At 32.4% G+C, this 21,561-nt stretch carries 12 protein-coding genes; 5 read left to right on the top strand and 7 right to left on the bottom strand.

Annotation, left to right across the window (positions count from 1 at the left end):
• Position 1 precedes the first annotated feature (1 nt).
• The 7 genes from ABNT61_RS02460 to ABNT61_RS02430 all read right to left on the bottom strand — a co-directional run bounded on the left by ABNT61_RS02460 (position 2) and on the right by ABNT61_RS02430 (position 10,908).
• Positions 2-2,425, bottom strand: coding sequence for a TIM-barrel domain-containing protein (locus tag ABNT61_RS02460; RefSeq protein WP_348744701.1), 2,424 nt, complete (start codon positions 2,423-2,425; stop codon positions 2-4).
• A gap of 23 nt (positions 2,426-2,448) precedes the next feature.
• Positions 2,449-3,426 carry an alpha/beta hydrolase gene (locus ABNT61_RS02455; protein WP_348744700.1) on the bottom strand — a complete coding sequence of 326 codons (978 nt, stop codon included), beginning with the start codon at positions 3,424-3,426 and terminating at the stop codon, positions 2,449-2,451.
• A gap of 3 nt (positions 3,427-3,429) precedes the next feature.
• The gene (locus tag ABNT61_RS02450; protein ID WP_348744699.1) at positions 3,430-5,373 is read right to left on the bottom strand and encodes a glycoside hydrolase family 13 protein; all 1,944 of its coding nucleotides are present in this window, start codon (positions 5,371-5,373) and stop codon (positions 3,430-3,432) included.
• A 33-nt stretch (positions 5,374-5,406) separates the two neighbouring features.
• Positions 5,407-7,713 carry a glycoside hydrolase family 65 protein gene (locus ABNT61_RS02445; RefSeq protein ID WP_348744698.1) on the bottom strand — a complete coding sequence of 769 codons (2,307 nt, stop codon included), beginning with the start codon at positions 7,711-7,713 and terminating at the stop codon, positions 5,407-5,409.
• Between the two features lie 30 nt (positions 7,714-7,743).
• Positions 7,744-8,403 (bottom strand): beta-phosphoglucomutase, encoded by a 660-nt coding sequence (gene pgmB / locus ABNT61_RS02440; protein WP_348741807.1) that lies wholly within the window; start codon positions 8,401-8,403, stop codon positions 7,744-7,746.
• 2 nt (positions 8,404-8,405) lie between these two features.
• Complete coding sequence (locus ABNT61_RS02435; protein ID WP_348744697.1) at positions 8,406-9,764, bottom strand: MFS transporter; 1,359 nt, start codon at positions 9,762-9,764, stop codon at positions 8,406-8,408.
• 124 nt (positions 9,765-9,888) lie between these two features.
• Positions 9,889-10,908: a LacI family DNA-binding transcriptional regulator gene (locus tag ABNT61_RS02430; protein WP_348741805.1), complete on the bottom strand. Its 1,020-nt coding sequence runs from the start codon at positions 10,906-10,908 to the stop codon at positions 9,889-9,891.
• A gap of 355 nt (positions 10,909-11,263) precedes the next feature.
• Here ABNT61_RS02430 and ABNT61_RS02425 point away from each other — a divergent pair, with 355 nt between their 5' ends.
• The 5 genes from ABNT61_RS02425 to ABNT61_RS02405 all read left to right on the top strand — a co-directional run bounded on the left by ABNT61_RS02425 (position 11,264) and on the right by ABNT61_RS02405 (position 21,479).
• Entirely contained in the window at positions 11,264-14,185 is a 2,922-nt protein-coding gene (locus ABNT61_RS02425; protein WP_348744696.1) for a SusC/RagA family TonB-linked outer membrane protein, read from the top strand.
• A gap of 13 nt (positions 14,186-14,198) precedes the next feature.
• A complete protein-coding gene (locus ABNT61_RS02420; protein WP_348744695.1) occupies positions 14,199-15,809 on the top strand; it encodes a RagB/SusD family nutrient uptake outer membrane protein in 1,611 nt (536 codons plus the stop codon).
• Positions 15,810-15,826: 17 nt separating this feature from the next.
• Positions 15,827-16,924: a SusE domain-containing protein gene (locus ABNT61_RS02415; RefSeq protein WP_348744694.1), complete on the top strand. Its 1,098-nt coding sequence runs from the start codon at positions 15,827-15,829 to the stop codon at positions 16,922-16,924.
• A gap of 17 nt (positions 16,925-16,941) precedes the next feature.
• The gene (locus tag ABNT61_RS02410; RefSeq protein ID WP_348744693.1) at positions 16,942-18,621 is read left to right on the top strand and encodes a SusE domain-containing protein; all 1,680 of its coding nucleotides are present in this window, start codon (positions 16,942-16,944) and stop codon (positions 18,619-18,621) included.
• An 83-nt stretch (positions 18,622-18,704) separates the two neighbouring features.
• Positions 18,705-21,479, top strand: coding sequence for an alpha-amylase family glycosyl hydrolase (locus ABNT61_RS02405; RefSeq protein ID WP_348744692.1), 2,775 nt, complete (start codon positions 18,705-18,707; stop codon positions 21,477-21,479).
• Positions 21,480-21,561 lie beyond the last annotated feature (82 nt).

Genomic DNA, 21,561 nt, shown 5'->3' with positions numbered 1-21,561 from the left:
ACTATAATTTAATAGTTAATTTAGTTTGTCTGTTGTTGTTCAATACCAATGGAATAACTAATTGTTTTGTATCTCGATTCCAGTTAAAATTCACGGTTTTGCCCTGAACTTTAACTTTTTTAGGCTGTGTTGTGATGTTGTGAATTACAAATTCTATTTGTTTTGAAGTAGAATTGAAATTTTTACCTGTGTTTATTTTAAATGTGAAGTTTAGCTTATGCTTAGACGCATTAGAATGAAATTCAAGCAATTCATAAGCTTCATTTTCTAATGCGTTGTTTGTTAACCCATCATCGTTATATAAGAGTCTTTTACTTTTTTCAATTGAATTATGATGATAGTAATGTAATGTAAAAGCCTTTAAATTATAATTGTCAGTACTTTGAACAACATTTACGGTTGGAATAAAACTACCTGCTCTTACAAATGTAGGAATTGAACTTTCCTCAGTTTTTTCCGTTTGTGAAGCTTTATTCGTTATGATTTCATCTGTATAAAAATTAAACCATGTAGTGTTCTTAGGAAAATAAACATCAACTTTTGTAGCTTTTGGTTTTAGAACTGGCGTGATAAGAAAATCATTTCCCCATAGATAACTTGAAGAATTCTCCAATAATTCTCGGCTATCATCTTCAAAAAACAAAGGTCTCATTAATGGTTTCCCATGAATATGATTCTCAAAAACTAAATGATAATTATATGGTAATAATTTATAGCGCAGTTCTATAGCTTTTTTAGCTAACTGTTTTGCGTTCTCTGATCGAAATACAGGTTCACTAGGAACTTCTTCCTGAGCATGTGGTCTAAATATTGGTTGGAAAACACCATATTGTAACCAACGAACATACAATTCATCATCCAAATTATTTCCCGCAAAGCCACCTAAGTCAGAATGCATATAACCTAATCCTTGTATTCCCATTTGTAAACTAATTTCAGGCTGACTTTGTAATCCTCCCCAAGTTCTGTTTACATCACCCGACCATGGAATTAAACCAAAACGTTGAGAACCAGAGTATCCAGCTCGCATTAGTATAAATGGTCTTTCGTTTGGGAATTCTTTGGCGTATCCTTCATAAATTAATCGTGCCCAATCGTGCCCGTATATATTATGAACTTCATTTGCAGTTCCTGTTTTATGTAATAACTGATGTGGATGAACTTCAGGTTCTCCTAAATCTCCCCACAAACCTTTAACACCAAGATTGGCAATATCTTTATAAATATTCCAAAACCAATCTTTTCCTTTCGGATTATAAATATCAATTAGTCCAGTGTTTCCAAAGTAGAAATCGAATTTATAAGGATTTCCAACACTGTCTTTAGCTAAAATATCCTTAGTCACGGCTTCATCCCAACGTTTTGAAGTTGTTAATACAAATGGTTCTGTTATTAATATCGTTTTTACACCATCTTTTTTCAAATCTGAAACCATTTGCTTCATATTAGGAAAAGAGTCTTTATACACCTCTAAATTCCCCATGGTTCCTTTGATATCTTTTCCAAACCAATATAAATCTAGGATAACTCCGTCAACTGGAATATTTTCTTCTTTAAACTTTTGAATAGTATTTTCTGTTTCTTTTTGAGAATGATATCCGAATCTACTTGAAAAATTACCTAAAACCCAACGTGGTGGCATGGGTTGTTTTCCTGTTAAATCTGTGTAATTATCGATAACATCTAACCATGAATTTCCAACAATGATTTGATAGGTTTTTCTACCAGAAATTGTTTCGTAGGTAAGTGTATTTGTTTGATTGCTATCTAAATCTAAATATCCAACCGGAGCATTATCAAAATGAATTATATACTGTTTTGATGAAGCAACAACCGGCATTGTATAGTTCATTAATTTAGAATCCGTTTCATATCCGTAATGTGCTCTGTTAAACAACGGTAATCGGTTTCCTCTTCTATTCATTCCCAAAGCTCGGGCTCCACCTCCATATAAAACTTCATCCTTGGAAATATTGAACTCTATTTTCTCTGTTTGGTCCGCGATAATATTACCACTTACCATCTCCATAGATTCATGTTTACTTTTAAAATACCCTCTTTTTTCAGAGATTATTGGTTTCCCGTTATGGTAGTATGAAATTTGAAAAGGATCTGTTGTAACTCTTACTGAAACATCCTTAGATGCAAATGAAATATCATTTCCTACATAAGAATATTTAGTTTTTACTTCCGATGGTGCTAGGACAACAGCATGAGAATCATTTGATTTAGTTTCTCCTTTAGGAATAAAAGTTGTTTCTACAATTTCTGAAGTATAAAACTGTATTTTATATTCTCCATCATCAGTAACTACAGTAAAAACACCATCTTTTTCATTATGAGATTTATATTTCCGCTTTGTATTTTGAGCATTTAAAGAAATTAAACAAACAAAAGTTAAAATATATAAAAAGAGGTGTTTCATAGTGTAGTTTAATATTTCTAGCTTTACTTACCTAAAAGAAAAACTAGTGGTTGATCTAACCTAATGTTCCAAGAGTTTTCCGAATGGTCTGCTCCTTCAAAAAATATGTTTTTAGAATTTGTATCGTTATATCCTTTAGCTTCTAAAACATCATCAACTTGTTTCGCATATTGCGGATAGTGAGCGTCTAAAGTTTTATCTCCATAATCAAAATAAACTTTTTGATCCTGAGACTGTGGGAAATTTGCATTCATATACTCGAAAAGTGCCTTAGGATACGGATTGTTTGCCATTGGCATAGAACCAAGCCAGTGTGTAGAAATACAAGCAGCTCCACCAAAAATATCTGGATATTCACTAATAGCATACATAGACATTAATCCGCCCATACTTGATCCCATTACAAAAGTGTGCGCTTTATCTGTATAAACTGAATAATTGCTATCAATAAATGGTTTTACTTCATTTATGATAAATTTCAAATAATTATCTCCACTAAATTTAAATTCAACAGCCATTGGAATATTCCTTAACTCCTGTTGTGTTTGAGGATCAATAAAATTGAACGCTTTTTCTGGAAATAAATCTAACCAGCGTAAGTCACTAATATTATGAATTGCCACAACTATAAAATCTTGAACTTTTCCATCTTTTTGAAGTTGTGTTGCCCATTCGTCTACTTTCCATTCTTGTTTATTCCAAGTAGTTTTAGCATCAAACAACATTTGTCCGTCATGCATATATAAAACACTATACTTTTTATCTGCAGAATAGTTATCTGGCAACCAGATATCAACAGGTCTTTGTTTTATATAAGATGATGGAAAATTCTCTGCTCTAAGTAATTTACCTCCAGACAATTCTACACCTGTAACAGGTTTAAAATTTATTTCTGTTTTTGGATTAATTACTGCTTCTTCATCGTTTAATTTTTTAGTTGATTCACTTTTACACGATGCAAATAACAGACTTAAACAAATACCTAATTTTATTAGTTTCATAGATTATAATTTAGTTGTAAATAAATAACTTCCTTTATGATTTAAAGTTAGTGTATTTGACCAAGTTATTGTTTCTCCTGTAAAAACATTTTTTAATGTTTTGCCATCTAAACCTAATTCATTGAACCTATCGAGTTTTAAATCAAAAGGTTGCTCGTTTTTATTTAAAATATGAACTATAGTTTCATCATCTGAAAATCTTGACAACACGTAAGTGTTTTTTTCAGGTGCAAAATGCATTGTTTTCCCATCATGAATTGCCTTAGAATGCTTTCTAAAATTCATTAGTTTAGAAATATAATTTTGCATTTCTTTTTTCTCTATAGACAAGTTTTCACCTGTGAATGCATTAACCGCATCACCATTCCAACCACCAGGGAAATCGGTTCTAATTAAACCATGATCACCAGGCTTATCAAAATCATTCATTAGAATTTCAGTTCCGTAATACATCTGAAATGTTCTAGGAATTGTAGCTAGATAACTTAACGCCATTTTCGTATCTACAATATTCCCATTTAATTGAGTAAAGATTCTACTCATATCATGGTTATCTGGAAATACTAAAATATCAAGTGGTCTTTTGTAATGAAAATCATTTGCTAAGGCAACATAAATCTCTTTTAATCCAGTTCCCCAAGTCTCTTTATTCTTTAAACCAGCAACAATTTTTTCTTGCATGGCAAAATCCATTGTAGATCGTAGATTAGAATCGTATCCATCGGTATTCTTTTGACCATCTTGCCAATATCCAATTAATAATGGATTTGAAGACCACTCCTCTCCTACAATATTAAAATTGGGATATTCTTTCATAATTGCACCAGCCCAATCACTCATAAAATCTTTATCTGGATATGGATATGTATCTTGACGAATTCCACCTAACTTTAAATATTCAATCCACCAAATACTATTTTGGATGAGATACTTGGCCATAAAAGGATTTCTCTGATTTAAATCAGGCATTCCTTTTACAAACCAGCCATCAGTCATTTCCTTTTTATCGGTCTTTGACGCATAAATATCTTGGTTAGTTGTTCTTCTGTGAGAAGATCTTTTTACAATTTCACTACTCCAGTTTGCCTTGTTTTGCTCATAATGTTCTTGATAATTTACCCAATCTTTAAAAGGTAAATCTTTCATCCACCAATGTTCTAGTCCACAATGATTTGCAACTTGGTCCATAATAAGTTTCATATTATTACTTTCCAATTTTGATGCTAATTCTTTGTATTCTTCTAAAGTTCCAAATCTCGGATCAACCTGATAATAATCTGTAATAGCGTATCCATGATAAGATCCACTAGGCATATCATTAGTTAATAACGGACTTGGCCAAACTGCTGTAAACCCTAGATTTTTAATATAATCTACATGAGATGCAATTCCCTCAATATCGCCACCATGACGAGCATAATTATTCTTTCTATCAATTCCTTTTTCATTTAATTGTTCAAAAGAATCGTTATTTGGATTTGAATTCGCAAAGCGATCTGGAGTGATTAAATAAATTGCGTCAGAACTATTGAAACCAATAACATCCTCCGCTTTTTGTTCACGAGCTTTTAACTCATACGTTTGAAATAACTTAGAGGTCGAATCTTTACTAAAAACTATATTGAATTTTCCTGGTTGAACCGTTTCAGAAATTTTTAAATCCAAAAACAAATAATTTGGACTATCTGCTGTATGAACTTTTTCTATTGTAACTCCCGGATATGATATTTCAGCATTATAACTACCAATACCTGAATGTTTAACCAAAAGTTGAAGCGATGTGTTTTTAAAACCAGTCCACCAAAATGGAGGTTCTACCCTTCTTACATCATTAACTTCAACTATTGGTTCATTTGAATCTTTACTTAAAGATTCTTTTGATTTTTCTTTACAAGAGCTAACTAAAAGAATTGAAAATAACGTGATTAATACTAAATGTTTTTTCATGATTTTATATTTTACTCTTGTACATTCAAACTATTATACAGTTACTAAATTATTCGGGGAAATAGTAACTTTTTCACCATTTACAATGATTTGTAATTCTTTATTACCATCAACCTCAAAATGTGTTTTTCCTTGGTTAACAATTACTTTTAATACTTGATTTCTAAAGTTTACTTTAAACGAATATCCTTCCCACTGACTTGGAATTTGCGGAGTAAAACTTAATTTATCATCTTGAATTCTCATTCCTCCAAATCCTTCAACAATACTCATCCAAGTACCTGCCATTGAGGTAATATGAAGACCTTCTTCAACTTCTTTATTGTAATCATCTAAATCTAAACGTGATGTTCTTAAATAGAAAGTATAAGCCTGCTCCATTCTTCCAAGTTTCGCAGCTTGAATACTGTGAACACAAGGAGAAAGTGAACTTTCATGAACTGTGAATGGTTCATAGAAATCAAAATGTTTTTCAAGCTCCTCAGTAGAGAAATGATCTTCAAAGAAATAAAACCCTTGTAAAACATCTGCTTGCTTAATATAAGGTGAACGAAGTATGCGATCCCAACTCCATTTTTGATTAATTGGACGTTGTGATTTATCTAGATTTTCAACAGTTACTAAATCTTTATCTAAGAAACCATCTTGTTGTAAGAAGACTTCATGCTTCTCAGAATAAGGAAAATACATGTTCTCAGCAACTTTTCTCCAGCTAGATAATTCCGCTTCAGAAATATTTACTTTTTCAACTATTCGTTTAAAATCAGAAACATATTCTTCTTTAACCTTTTCAATATTTTCTAAGGCATAATCAATACACCATTTTGCGATGTAGTTCGTATACCAGTTATTATTTATATTGTTTTCATATTCGTTAGGCCCAGTAACACCAAGCATTACGTATTTTTGCTTGTCTTCAGAGAAATTAACTCTTTGATGCCAAAAACGTGCAATACCAATAAGAACTTCTAATCCTTTTTCTGGAATATAACTGTAGTCATTTGTGAACCTATAATAATTAAAAATGGCAAAGGCTATAGCACCATTTCTATGGATTTCTTCAAAAGTAATTTCCCATTCATTATGACACTCTTCACCATTCATAGTTACCATTGGATACAATGCCGCTCCGTTAGTAAATCCTAAACTTTCAGCATTTTCAATAGCTTTATCTAGTTGGTTATATCTGTACGTTAAAAGACTTTTTGCAACCTCTTGGTTCTTTGTTGCCATATAAAATGGTAAACAGTACGCTTCTGTATCCCAATATGTACTTCCTCCATATTTCTCTCCAGTAAATCCTTTTGGTCCGATATTTAATCGTGCGTCTTTACCTAAATATGTATGGTTTAATTGCATGATATTAAAACGAATACCTTGTTGAGCTTTTACATCACCATCAATGGTAATATCAGCCATTTCCCAGATATTAGCCCATGCTTGTTTTTGTTGATCTAATAAATTAGAGAAACCTAAATCTACAGCTAACTTTAATGTATTTTTTGCTGCAGTGACTAATTGATTCGTATCATGATTTCTATCCACTACATAACCACCGAACTTGTGAATTGTATATGTTTCATTGGCTTTTATGTGCGCTGGATAATAAAACGATACTTTAGTTTCAGAAGATTCAGTTTTTGGAATTGAGTTTTGTTCTTTACCGTTTATGAAAAGCTTAGATTCCATAAAAGTACAAGTATGAAAATTGGTTTTCATCGTATGTGCTTCTATGAAAGCTTGACTAGAGTTTTCAGTTACATTAGTTGTGTTCCAAAACTGATCGTCCCAATTACTATCTTCATTATGAATTCCGCTATCTAAATAAGGTTGAAATGTAATCTCTACATCACCAGAAATTGGAGTTACATTGTACTCAATCGCTCCAACTTCATCTAAATCAATACTTAAAAAACGTTTTGTTTCTACTTTTACTATAATGTCATTGATTAAAGTTGCTTTAAAACTTCTTGATAACCAACCTTCCTTCATGTTCAATTCACGACGGAAATCAACAACCTTTTTACACGTAAATAAATCCAATTGGATATCGTTTACAAATACGTTAATTCCAATCCAATTTGGCGCATTTAATACTTTTGCGAAATACTCTGGATAACCATTTTTCCACCATCCAACTCTGGTTTTATCTGGATAATAAACTCCAGCTATATAGCTTCCTTGAAAAGTTTCACCTGAATACTTTTCTTCAAAATTTGCACGTTGCCCCATGGCACCATTACCGATACTAAATAAACTTTCAGAAGATTTTATTCTACTATCATTATATCCTTCTTCGATAATCGACCATTCATTTGGTATTATATAATCTTGGTTCATCTCTCTCTAGTTTGTTTGTTGTTTGGGGAATTATTGTTTGTTTATTAATTGTGTTAAAAAATCTATAGATATTTCTGAGAAATCTTTAAATACAAAGTCTGCCTCAGATAAAACATCTTGCTCTCCGATACCTATTGATATCATGTTTGCTTTATTTGCCGCCTGTACTCCTGCAATAGAATCTTCAAATACTACACATTGTTCAGGATGAATTTCTAATTCTTCTGCTGCTTTTAAAAAAACTTCAGGATCTGGTTTTGCTTTAGTTACGTTAGTACCATCTACAATAGCATCGAAAGAATCATAAAGTGAAACTTTCTTCAAAATTTTTCTAGCATTTTTACTGGCTGAACCTAATGCTAAAGGCTGTTTTTCGTTTTTTAGATAATCCAAAACTTTAGGAACATCAATAAGAATTTCATCTTCTTTCATCGTCTCTATGTAAGACAAATAATCTGTATTCTTTTTGTTCATTTGATCTTGAAAAGCATCCTCAGAAAGAGATATTCCTCCCCAATCTAAAATCTTCTCTAGTGATTTTACTCTACTTACACCTTTTAACTGTTCATTCTGGTGTTCTGTAAAATCAATTCCTAAATCATTAGCCAATTTTTTCCAAGCTAAAAAATGGTACTTCGCAGTGTCAACTATAACACCGTCCAAATCAAATATGAATCCTCTTTTATTCATAGTTATTGATGCGCTACATCAGTTTTATCGTTAATTTTAAATGAAAGTGCTCCAGCGATTAAGAATGATATACCGCTGACTACTAATGCAAAAATTGCTTGATTACCATATGCATATTTTACTAATGGTCCTCCAATAATTCCATTTACGATTTGAGGTATCACAATAAAGAAATTGAATATTCCCATGTATACTCCCATTTTCTTTGGAGAAATTGAACCTGACAACATTGCGTAAGGCATTGATAATATACTTGCCCATGCAATTCCTAAAAATATCATTGGAAGAATTAAAGACATTGGATCTGATAAGAAATAAATCATTATCAAACCTATACCTCCAATGAATAATGAATATGCATGTGTTTTCTTTCTACTAAACTTTTTTGCTATTGATGGTAATAAAAAGGCAAATATGGCTGATACACCATTATAAATACCAAATAAAATCCCTACCCAATTTCCAGCTTCCTGGTAAGTTTCACTGCTAGAATCATCGAAAGGTAAACCATAAATATGTTGAGCTATTGCTGGTACAGAGAATACCCACATTCCAAAAAGAGCAAACCATGAAAAGAATTGAACCCAACTTAATTGGCGCATTGTTTCAGGCATTTTTTTAAAGTCATCGAAAATATCTAATAATCTTGCTTCCTTTTGCTCTTCTACTGACTCTTCAGTATTATCTGTATTATTTTTTTCAAATTGAGCTAACTCCTCAGGTGAATATTCTTTCGTGGTAAAAATGGTTACTAGGATTGAACCAATTAAAACAACTGCTCCAATAATAAAAGACCATAATAAGTTTTGAGGGACTGTACCTTCTCCAGAAGTTTTAGCTAAACCAAACCAATTTGTTAAAACCCATGGTAACCATGAACCAACAACTGCTCCTATACCAATAAGTGCTGTTTGTATACTAAAACCTTGAGTGGCTTGTTCATCTGAGAGATTATCTGCAACTAAAGCTCTAAATGGCTCCATTGCAATATTAAAAGAAGCATCCATAATCATTAACATTCCTGCTCCTACCCAAAGTGCTGGTAGTAATGCAATCATGAAATCAGCTTGTGGAATTAAGATCATTCCAATTGAAGCTAAGACTGCTCCTAATAAGAAAAATGGCTTACGTCTACCGAATCTTGTCCAGGTATTATCGCTATAATGCCCAATAATTGGCTGCACTATTAACCCCATAAAAGGTGCAATTAACCAAAACCAAGATAGCTGGTGCACATCGGCTCCAAAAATCTGTAAAATTCGACTGGCGTTAGCATTTTGTAGGGCAAAACCCATTTGAATTCCTAAAAATCCGAAACTCATGTTCCAAATTTCTAAGAAACTTAGTTTACGCTTGTTCATATCGTATATATTAGTTGATAGTACGATAAGCGCTAAGACTTATCTTTTTTGCAGAAAAGGTTATTGATAAGTCCTTATGTCGTCAAATATATAAAAAAATCTTTATGTCTAGTATAATTTTTTACTACAACGATTTACTAGATTCCCTGATTTTAATGTTACTTGAGATTACTTTTGTTTGTGGTGCTCTCTGATTTTCAGAGTTTTCAATTTGATCAATTAATAATTCAGCAGCTTGTTCACCCATAGTTAAACCATGCTGAACTACAGTTGTAATTGAAGGCGAAGAATACTCAGATATTAATCCGTCTGTAAAACCTATTATAGAAATATCTTCTGGAATTTGCTTTCCTTTTTCCTTTGCAATTCTAATAGCAATTGCTGCATAAATTTCATTAACGGCAAAAATCGCATCGATATCTTGATCAAATAAAACTTTAATTTGCGAGTAAATATCTTCTTCCTCATCCACATTAATGACCAAATTAGAATCCACTTTAATCCCAGCTTCTTTCAACGCTCTCTCATAACCTTGATATCTATCTAAACCTACTGTAACATGCTCTGGAGTAGTAACGATTCCTATTTTATTACATTTTGTATTTAATAAATGTCTTGTCGCCTTATACCCTGCTCCAATATCATCCACAATAACTTTATCACATCTAATAGAATCATGAACTCTATCAAACAACACCAAAGGAACTTCATTACTAATAAGTTGATAAAAATGACTTAACTCCTTGTTTCTTAACGTTTCCTTAGCGATAGAAACAATTAAACCATCAACACTTCCATTGGTTAATACGTTAATAGTCTCAATTTCTTTCTCCTGATCTTCGTTAGAGAAACAAACCATAATATTATAACCACGTTCATTAGCCACTTTTTCAATTCCACTAATTACAGTTGAGAAGAAATGGTGAACAATTTTGGGCAATATTATTCCAATTACTTTGGTCTTTTGACTACGTAATTGTAATGCTAAATTATTAGGTCTGTAATTATAATAATTTGCATAGGCTTTTATTCTTTCTTTAGTTTCATGACTAATTTCATGGCTATCACGCAATGCCTTTGAAACTGTTGAAGTAGAAACACCTAATTCCTTTGCAATTATTTTGATTGTAATCTTAGGTTTCATAAATTAAATAACTAAATAGAGGTTAATATGAGATGGAAAGTTAGTGTTTATTACAATCCTAAAATCACCATAAATAATCTATCAAAAAGCCAAAAAAACTATTAATATTTTAAGGATATGGTTTTTGGTTGATTTAACTCTAATTTTCTCCTTATTATTTTACAAAACTCATAAAAATTTTAGATAATATTATTAATACGTTAAGTTAAAGTTAAAAAGTTATCAACACGAAATCGTTTTCGTAGCGTTTTCAATGGTTATAGCTACGTTTTAATAGCTATATTCACATCGCAGAACAAAGGTTATTGATATAACAAACAATTCAAATTTTACTTATTTATTTAAGAATTTACACATGAATAAAACTAAACAATTACTCAGTTTAACACTGTTCTTTTTATGCCTGATTGGATATGCCCAACAGAGTGTAAAAGGAAAGGTTACTGAGAAGTCTACTGGAGAACCTTTACCTGGTGTTTCTATTATCATTAAAGGTCAAGTAAAGGGTACAGAAACTGATTTCGATGGAAATTATGAAATTAAAAATGTGAAGTCTTCTGATATTCTTGTTTTTTCTTTCATCGGATTACAAACACAAGAGGTTTCTGTGGGGAACAATACTACTATTAATGTAGAATTAGAAGATTCAGCACAAGTATTAGATGAAGTTGTAGTTGTAGGATATGGTACTACTACTGTAAAAGATGCTACTGGATCTGTTGAAGCTATTACAGAAAAAGAATTCACCAAAGGTAACATCGTTACTCCTGAAAACTTACTTAGTGGTAGAGTTTCGGGTGTTGAGATTCGTACGAGTGGTGCTCCTGGTTCAGGATCACAAATCACAATTCGTGGTGGATCATCAATTAGTGCATCTAACAGTCCATTAATTGTAATTGACGGTTTACCTATTGAAGAAAACAGTGTTGCTGGATCACGTGGTGTTTTAGCTAACATTAATCCAAATGATATTGAATCTTTTTCGGTATTAAAAGATGCTTCAGCTACTGCTATTTATGGTTCTAGAGCCTCTAATGGTGTAATTATCATTACAACTAAAAAAGGTAAATCAAACTATACATTAGATGTTGATTACCAATATACATTCGGAGAAGTATTAGATAGAGTTAACGTATTTTCTGCTAATGATTTCAGAAACATTGTACAACAACAACGTCCTGGAGATGTTGGTCTTTTAGGTACAGCAAATACAAACTGGCAAGATCAAATTTTCAGAACTACAGGATCTAACTTAATCAATGCAACTGTTAAAGGTGGAATATTAGGTTTCATCCCTACTCGTCTTTCTGTTGGTTTTACATCTCAGGAAGGATCATTATTAACTTCTCAATTTGATAGAAAAAACGTGTCTTTATCTATGAACCCATCATTCTTTGAGGATCATTTAAAGATTAACTTAAACTATAACAGAAACTTTGAGGATAGTAGATTCGCTGATACTGGACAAATTGGTGCAGCTTTACGTTTTGATCCTACTCAACCGGTAAGAGATGCTAGCTCTCCTTTCGGAGGATTCTTCGAACATAGAAATGGAAGTAATTTATTAAATACTACAAAAAACCCTGTAGCTGCTTTGTTATTAGCTAATAGTACAGGTAAAGTATTCAGACATTTTGGAAATTTAAATTTCGATTATAAATTTCACTTCTTACCTGAGTTAAGAGCTGTGTTAAACTTAGGTTTTGATAAAGCTGAAGGAGAAACTAAATTCACAAGTAGTTTCAATTACGGAAGAGCAGCTGATTTAGCATTACTATTCGCTGGTGTAAATTCTTCAGGATTTTCTGAAAGAAGTAACAGATTATTGGATGGATATTTAAACTATAAAAAAGAATTTGACAAATTAACATTAGATGCTACTGCTGGATATTCATATCAAAAATTTGAAGAATTTGGTGGTACTTCAGGAAATATTTTAGATCCTGCTTCTTTTGCAGATACTTTTGCTGCAACAGATGTTGTTAATATCGGTTTCTTCGGAAGATTAAATGTTGATTTTTTAAACAAATACTTATTAACGTTAAACTACAGAAGAGATGGAACATCTCGTTTCAGTACTAACAATCGTTGGGGTAACTTTGGTGGAGCAGCATTTGCGTGGAAATTAACAAATGAAGATTTCTTAAAAGATTCAGATGTTTTCTCTGATTTAAAATTACGTGTAAGTTACGGATTAACAGGTCAGCAAAACTTACCAAATGTAAATGATGTTTACTTAAGTAGATATCGTTTTGGAAACCAAAACTCTTTATTCCAATTTGCTAATAATCCAATTAGAGCCATTATCCCATCTGTAATTAACCCAGACTTAAAGTGGGAAGAGACTACAACGTTAGAATTTGGTTTAGACTATGGATTATTCAATAACAAGTTTGCAGGTTCTATCAACTGGTTCAATAAAGTATCTGATGATTTATTATTCAACGCTGCTTTACCAGATGGTGTAAACTTCGCTAACAGTGTTATTCAAAATATTGGTCAATTAGAAATTAACGGTATTGAATTCTCTTTAAATGGAGACATCTTAAATACTGAAGATATCAATTGGAACTTTAACTTTAACGCTACTTATTTAGATAGAGAAATTACTAAATTAGCTAACGGACAAGATGTTAGAACTGGTGGTACTGCAGGAGGAACTGGAAATACAATTCAAATCTTAAGAGAAGGGTTTGCTCCAAACTCTTTCCACGTATTCAAGCAGTTATATGATAGTTCTGGAAACCCGATTGAAGGTGCATATGCAGATTTAAATGATGATGGTGTAATCAATGATGATGACCGTTATTTAAAAGAAGATCCTGCAGCTGATGTAAGCTTAGGATTCCAATCAAACTTTAACTATAAAAACTTTGATTTATCTTTTAACTTAAGAGCAAACCTTGGAAACTATGTATATAATAATGTAAACTCTTCTAGAGCTCAATTAGCATTATTACAAGACAACGAAGTATTAGGAAACATACCTTCTTCTGTCTTAGGAACTAACTTTGTAAATACGTCTGATGTAATTAATTCGGACATTTATCTTGAGAATGCTTCATTCTTAAGAATGGATAACATTACCTTAGGGTATACTTTTGATAGACCAATTAGAAAATTCAACAAGAATTCTTTAAGAATCTGGGCTGGTGTACAAAACGTATTTGTAATTACAAACTACAGTGGTTTAGATCCAGAAGTTTTTGGAGGAATTGACAACACAATTTATCCAAGATCTAGAAATTTCATGGTTGGTGCTAATGTTAAATTTTAATTCAGTAGGAAAAATGAAAAAATATAATAATAGAATTTTCACAGTATTATTAACCTTCATAGGATTAACATTTATTTCTTCATGTACTGATGATTTAAATATTACTCCAGAAGACGATCAAACAGTTTTAAGTGAGGAACTGTTTAAAGACGAAAGTGCTTACAAAGAAGTACTAGCTGGTGTGTATGCAAACCTATCATTAACAGGAGTTGATGGTGCGGGTAGTTCAAATATTCAAGGATTAGATGCAGGTACAAGCCAATACGGACGTGTATTAGTATACCTTCAAACACTTTCTGCAGATCAAATGATTTGGTCTTACGAAAACGATCCAGGTGTTAGAGAAATTCAAAGGAATATCTGGACAGCAGGAAATCCATTACTTTATGGTATGTTTGGTAGAGCTAGTGTTTCAGTTGGATTCGCTAATAACTTTTTAAGAGAAACAACTGACGAAAAATTAGATGCTCGTAATGTTTCTGCTGCTGTAAGAAGTGATATTGTAACCTATAGAGCTGAAGCAAGATTATTAAGAGCTTTAGCTTATTATCACTTAATGGATTTATTTGGTAAAGCAGGTTTAGTAACTGAAAACGATCCTGTAACAAACTTTAATCCTCCTCAAGCTGAAAGAGCTCAATTATTTGAGTTTATTGAAACAGAATTAAAAGCTATCGAAAATGATTTAGCTGCTCCAATGGCTAATGAATATGGAAGAGCTGATAAGGGTGTTGCTTGGATGATTTTAGCTAAGTTATACTTAAATGCTGAAGTTTATTTAGGAACTGATCGATATACAGACTGTATTGAATACTGTAATAAGATTATTGGTGGTGGATACTCTTTAGCACCTAATTATTTAGATTTATTTAAAGCAGATAACAATGTAAGTGCTGCTACTAATGAAATTATTTTCCCACTAATTTCTGATGGATTATCAACACAAAACTTCGGACCAACTACTGTTATGGTAAATGGAGCTGTTGGAAGTTTAGAAAAGAACGGAGTTTCTTTAGGTGTTGGTGAAGGTGGATGGGGAGGTGCCCTACGTGTAAGAAAGCAATTTGCTGACTTATTTAACGGAGGAGCTTTCTTAACTGATACAAGAAACACATTAATCACGCAAGATAGAAACGATATAATTACTGATATTTCTGATAGAGACGAAGGATTTATTATCGCAAAATACTCGAATGTAAGTTCTACTGGAACTCCTGGAGTTGATCAAACTTTTGTAGATACTGATTTCCCTTTATTCAGATTAGCTGATGTTTATTTAATGTATGCTGAATCTGTTTTAAAAGGAGGATCTGGAGGAACAATTGGTCAAGCTGTTACTTATATCAATGCATTAAGAACAAGAGCTAATAACCCTCAGGAAATTACAGTAACGGACTTAACTGAAGATTTTATCTTAGATGAGAGAGCTAGAGAATTACACTGGGAAGCTCACAGAAGACAAGATTTAATTCGTTTCAACAAATTTACAGGAGGAAACTATAACTGGGCTTGGAAAGGTAATGCAAGTAATGGTATTTCAATACCTGCACACTTTAACCTATACCCTATTCCATCTAATAGTATGGCTTCGAATCCTAATTTAACACCTAACCCTGGGTATTAATAATACAGAACTAAAAAATGAAAAATATATTTAAATTAACATATATCACTTTACTTACAGTATTTGTAGGTTTAGTTGGTTGTGATGATACTTCTGATACATTTACTGTAACAGATAATCCAACCGCACCAGTTTTACAGAGTTTAAGTATAACAGATATACAATTAGATCCTGTAAATACGACAACTCCTGCTGTTACATTAAATTGGCAGGATGCAGATTATGGTCAGCAAGCTTCAGTTGTTTATAACATTGAGTTTGCGAACGACGAAAACTTTACAAATCCTATTATTGCTTCTTCTGTAACTGGAGAAAATGCAATTACATTTTCTATGGCTGAATTAAATTCAGCTGCTGGAAACGCTGGATTAAACCCATTTGAATGGGCTAATTTATACGCTAGGATAGTTTCTTCTTTAGGAACGCAAAATGGAGTACCTACAACTTCAAATACGATTAGCATGAATGTTTATCCTTATTTCAACTATGTATTTAGCGATTATTACTTAGTTGGAGATGGAACTTCTCCAGGATGGGATAACAACAATAATAATCCTGCTTTATTTAGAGATTCAGCTGATGAAAATTTATTTACATATACAGGATACTTCAGTAATGGAATGTTCAAAGTATTAGAAACAAAAGGACTTTGGCAGCCACAATGGGGAACTAATGATGGTTCAAGCATTGAAGTAAACCCTGGAGGTGGTGATGATCCTGAGAGATTCCCAACTGCTGGAGCTGCTAATATTACACCTGGTTTTTACACTTTTACGATAAACTTTGCAACGAAATCTTTCTCTTTTGAATCTTTTGATGCATCAGGAAGCACAAGTCCAGCAACATTATCTGTTCAAGGATCTTCTTTAGATTCTGCTACTTCATTATCAGCATTAACTTTTGACGGACATATTTGGTATGCTAGTGCTGTACGTTTAAAGCCTGGTGATTTACAATTCGTAACTGACTCTGGAGCTCTTTGGGGAAGTGATACTTCATTCTCTGGTGTAGCCACTAATGGAGGAGCTAGTATTCCTGTAATTGTAGAAGATGATTATGATATCTGGTTTAATGATTTAACCGGACAGTACATTCTTATTCCATTAAATCTATAACTTAATTCAACGGAAAGATGAAAAAAATTATAAATAAAATTGGTTTAGCATTAATCGCTACCGTTTTCTTATTAGTTTCTTGTGAAACTGAAGAAAGTTTAAATTTAACTCAATCTGACCCAGTATTTGAGTTAGACATGCCAGGTATTTCAAGTGTATTTTTAAATTACTCTTTACCCGATAACCCAGCATTTACAATTACTTGGAAAGACGAAGTAACAAGTAGTACAACTTACGAAGTTGAAATGGCTACTGATGAGGCTTTTACTTCTCCTAGAAATTTAGGAACTGCTACGGAAAAGTCTTTTTCTATGACAGTGACTGCCTTTAATAATGCAATTAACGAAGCTGGAATTACCAATTTCTCTGATGTTCCAGTCTATTTAAGAGTTAAAGCTGGTGAAAGTATTAGTAACCAAGTATTATTATTAGTTACAACGTATCCAGTAAACCCTGCTTCAATTGAAAGCGGATTAGCAGATGGAGATACTTTTACGTTATCATTAGATCAAAATGACGATAATGCTATAGAAATAGCAATTAATGATCCTATATTCGATTCGAACTTAGGTGTTACAATTGAATATTACTTAGAAGCAGATACAGAAACTGGAACTTTTGATAGTCCTGTTGAAGTTGCTATGGTAACAAATAGTAAATCAATTAATGTTACGCACGCTAAATTAAATTCAGTAGCACAAGGATTAGGTATTGCTCCTGATAGCACTGGTAAAATTCAATTACGTATTAGATCAGTTATTACAAACTCTACTAATGAAACTTTAGAGAGAATTGGAGATCCTATGACAGTTACAGTAACTACATATTTAACAGTTTTAGATCTTTCTACTACTTGGGGAATTGTAGGTTCAGCTGCTAACGATTGGGGAGCTACTCCTGATTTACCATTCTTTAAAACTGATGTAGACGGAGTTTTAGTAGCATACGTTACTTTATTAGACGGTGAAATAAAGTTCAGAGAAAATAACGACTGGGCAAATAACTTTGGAGATAATGGTGCAGATGGAACTATTGAAGCTGGTGGAGCAAATATTGCTGTAACAGCAGGTTCTTATAAAGTTACTTTAAACTTCAATGATAATACTTATAGCCTTGAATCTTTCTCTTTAGGAATTGTAGGTTCTGCTTATAACGATTGGGGAGCTACTCCAGATTTCATGTTAGAGTACGATCAATATTCTGATGTATTTAGAGGAATCGTTACTTTATTAGATGGTGAAATGAAGTTCAGAATGAACAATGATTGGGCTGTTAATTACGGTGATGATGGTGCTGATGGAACTTTAGAAGATGGAAGTGCTAACATTACAACTACAGCTGGAAACTATATTGTAACTGTTGATTTAAACAATAAAACGTATACTTTAGAACAAATAGATAATATTTGGGGATTAGTTGGTGGAGCGTATAATGATTGGGGTGCAACTCCAGATGCTCAATTCACTAGAGATTGGTCTCGTCCATTTGATGATATTTGGATCTTAAGAGATGTTACTTTAATTGATGGTGAATATAAGTTCAGATCAAATAATGATTGGGCTGTGAACTATGGTGATAATGGTGGTGATGGAGTTTTAGAAGAAGGTGGAGCTAATTTATCTACTACTGCAGGAACATTTACATTTGTTCTTGATTTCTCTGACCCTGCAAACCCAACATATACTAAGCAACCTTAAAACAGTAAAACATATATGTACTAAAACTATCCATATACTACTTCTATAGTTGTGGATAGTTTTTGTTTTTAATTAAATCGAAAATGAAAAAAATCTTTCTACTCTTTACATTATTTGCTTGTACGGTTATTCTTGCACAGCAACAAAATGTTACATTTTCAGTAAGTCCGAGTGCATTTAATGAGGATGAACAAATTACAATTACTGTTTCCAACGTGAATCCAGCTACTTGGGGAGTTTCAGATATTTATTTATGGGCTTGGTCATTTGATAGTAACGATGCTAACATCATGGATTCTCCTACTAATGGATCTTGGACGAATTCAAACGAAGCTCAAAAACTAACCAATAACGGAGATGGAACGTATTCTATTAGCTTCACTCCTACTACATTTTATAACCGCACAGGAATCGGTAGAATTGGAATGTTAATTAAAGCTAAAGACGGAACTGGAGATAAAAAATCACAAGATCAATTATTTGAAGTAGGTAAATTTCAATTGACATTAACAGCTCCAACTGCTAGTGTTACTTTAATTGATTCTGGAGACAATGTAGCGATTACAGCTACAACTTCATTAGCTGCAAATTTCAATTTAAAGGCTAATAATACATCTGTTGATACTCAAAATGGAATTACTAGTTATTCTTACAACACAGCAGTAACGGAAAATACTACTTTCGAATTAGAAGCTACTGATGGAACAGAAACACAAACAGAAACTTTTGAAATCATCGTAAGACCAACTGTTGTTGAAGAAGCTTTACCATCAGGTTTAAAAGATGGTTTAAACTTAAACAGCACGGATGCTACTAAAGCTACTTTAGTTTTATACGCTCCGGGTAAGAATTTCGTACATGTTATTGGAGATTTCAACGATTGGAAATTAGACAATAACTATTTAATGAAGAAGGACAGTTCTAAAGATCGATTTTGGATTGAACTATCAGGTTTAACAGCTCAAACTGATCATATGTATCAATTTTTAATTGATGCCGATTTACGAGTTGCGGATCCATATTCAACTGTTGTGCTAACGGAAAGTAACGATCAATTTATTGACGCTACTACATATCCTAATTTACCTGGATATCCAACAGGTAAAACAAATCATGCAGTTACTTTATTAAGAACTGGCGATACTCCATTTAATTGGGAAGTAACTAATTTCAATAGACCAGCAAAAACTGATTTAGTCATCTATGAATTATTACTTAGAGATTTTGATGCTCTTCACAGTTTTGATGCTTTAAAAGCTAGATTAGACTACTTACAAACATTGGGAATTAATGCAATTGAATTAATGCCAGTAAGTGAATTTGATGGAAATGAATCTTGGGGATACAACCCTTCATTCCACATGGCGTTAGATAAATATTATGGTACGAAAACTGCTTTTAAACAATTAGTAGACGAATGTCATAAAAGAGGAATTGCAGTAATATTAGATATTGTGTATAATCACGCAACAGGTCAAAATCCATATTATAGAATGTGGAATACAGACAATGGTAATTACGGCGGGCAAGCTTCTGCTGATAGTCCTTTTTTCAATCAAACACCAAGACATTCATTTAATGTATTCAATGACTTTAACCATAGTCAACAAGCAACAAAGGATTATGTAAAAAGAACTACTCAATATTGGATTGAAGAATATAAAATAGACGGTTTTAGATGGGATTTAACTAAAGGATTTACTCAAAATTGTACTGCTTCCGACGAGAGTTGTACTAGTGCAATGCAAGCTGATAGAGTTGCTGTTTTGAAAGAATATGCAGATTATCAATGGGATGTTGACCCTGATTTCTATGTTATATTTGAACATTTAGGAACAAACCAAGAAGAGACTGAATGGGTAAACTATAGACTTTCAGAAGGTAAAGGAATTATGATGTGGAGTAATTTAAATCCTAACTATAGCGAAACTACTATGGGATATCATGATAGCAACAAATCTAACTTCTCTTGGATTTCTTATAAAAATAGAGGTTGGACTACTCCTGCTAATATTGCTTATATGGAAAGTCATGATGAAGAAAGAATGATGTACAGAAATATAAACTTTGGAAATGAAAATGCATCTTATAGTACTAAAACACTAGCTACAGGACTTGATAGAGTTGGTAAAGCGGGAATGTTCTATTTCACCGTTCCTGGTCCAAAAATGATTTGGCAATTTGGCGAACTTGGTTATGATGTTAGTATCGATTTTAATGGGAGAACAGGAAATAAACCTATTCGTTGGGAATACGTGAACGATGCAGATCGTAAAGCTGTATATGATCTTTGGTCTAAATTAATTGCTCTTAAAAAACAAGAAGATATTTTTAGAACAAGTGATTTCACTTTAGATGTAGATAATGCAACTGGACTTAAAACAATTCATTTAACAAATGATAACGCTTCTGACGATTTACAACATGTTACTATTATAGGAAACTTTGGGATTACGGAACAAGCCATAATTCCTGCATTCCAACAGACTGGAACCTGGTATGATTTATTAGATCCGTCTAATACAACAACCGTAACGAATGTGAATCAAAGTATGTTATTACAGCCAGGAGAAGTAAGAATATACGGAAACTCTGCAGTAACGCTATCTAATGAAGACATTATAAAAAATACAACTGATATTAGCTTTTACCCTAACCCAAGTAATAGCATTATAAAAATTAATAAAGATGTTGAAGATGTGGCAATTTATAATATCTCAGGTAAAAAAGTACTTGATTATAAAGGAAGTTACATTAAAAATCACAGTTTTAAAATAGAATCTCTTGCAACTGGATTATATTTTGTGAGAGGTAAAACAGAAAATAATTTGTTTTCACTTAAATTGCTAGTAAGATAAATTCTGTTAAACTTTGAAAAGGCTCTTTAATTAAAGAGTCTTTTTTTTATGCAAAAAAAAGGAGTAATAGTTCATATTACTC

Source organism: Tenacibaculum sp. 190524A05c, from assembly GCF_964036595.1.
Taxonomy (GTDB): Bacteria; Bacteroidota; Bacteroidia; order Flavobacteriales; family Flavobacteriaceae; genus Polaribacter; species Polaribacter platacis.
The sequence above is the reverse complement of the archived record's forward strand: the minus strand, read 5'-3'. Positions and strand labels throughout refer to the sequence as shown.

What these genes read in the sequence shown, in the direction of transcription:
- ABNT61_RS02455 (WP_348744700.1), bottom strand. Translation starts at nt 3,426, where the DNA reads ATGAAACTAATAAAATTAGGTATTTGTTTAAGTCTGTTATTTGCATCG.
- ABNT61_RS02405 (WP_348744692.1), top strand. Translation starts at nt 18,705, where the DNA reads ATGAAAAAAATCTTTCTACTCTTTACATTATTTGCTTGTACGGTTATT.
- ABNT61_RS02410 (WP_348744693.1), top strand. Translation starts at nt 16,942, where the DNA reads ATGAAAAAAATTATAAATAAAATTGGTTTAGCATTAATCGCTACCGTT.
- ABNT61_RS02460 (WP_348744701.1), bottom strand. Translation starts at nt 2,425, where the DNA reads ATGAAACACCTCTTTTTATATATTTTAACTTTTGTTTGTTTAATTTCT.
- ABNT61_RS02445 (WP_348744698.1), bottom strand. Translation starts at nt 7,713, where the DNA reads ATGAACCAAGATTATATAATACCAAATGAATGGTCGATTATCGAAGAA.
- ABNT61_RS02425 (WP_348744696.1), top strand. Translation starts at nt 11,264, where the DNA reads ATGAATAAAACTAAACAATTACTCAGTTTAACACTGTTCTTTTTATGC.
- pgmB (WP_348741807.1), bottom strand. Translation starts at nt 8,403, where the DNA reads ATGAATAAAAGAGGATTCATATTTGATTTGGACGGTGTTATAGTTGAC.
- ABNT61_RS02435 (WP_348744697.1), bottom strand. Translation starts at nt 9,764, where the DNA reads ATGAACAAGCGTAAACTAAGTTTCTTAGAAATTTGGAACATGAGTTTC.
- ABNT61_RS02415 (WP_348744694.1), top strand. Translation starts at nt 15,827, where the DNA reads ATGAAAAATATATTTAAATTAACATATATCACTTTACTTACAGTATTT.
- ABNT61_RS02430 (WP_348741805.1), bottom strand. Translation starts at nt 10,908, where the DNA reads ATGAAACCTAAGATTACAATCAAAATAATTGCAAAGGAATTAGGTGTT.
- ABNT61_RS02450 (WP_348744699.1), bottom strand. Translation starts at nt 5,373, where the DNA reads ATGAAAAAACATTTAGTATTAATCACGTTATTTTCAATTCTTTTAGTT.
- ABNT61_RS02420 (WP_348744695.1), top strand. Translation starts at nt 14,199, where the DNA reads ATGAAAAAATATAATAATAGAATTTTCACAGTATTATTAACCTTCATA.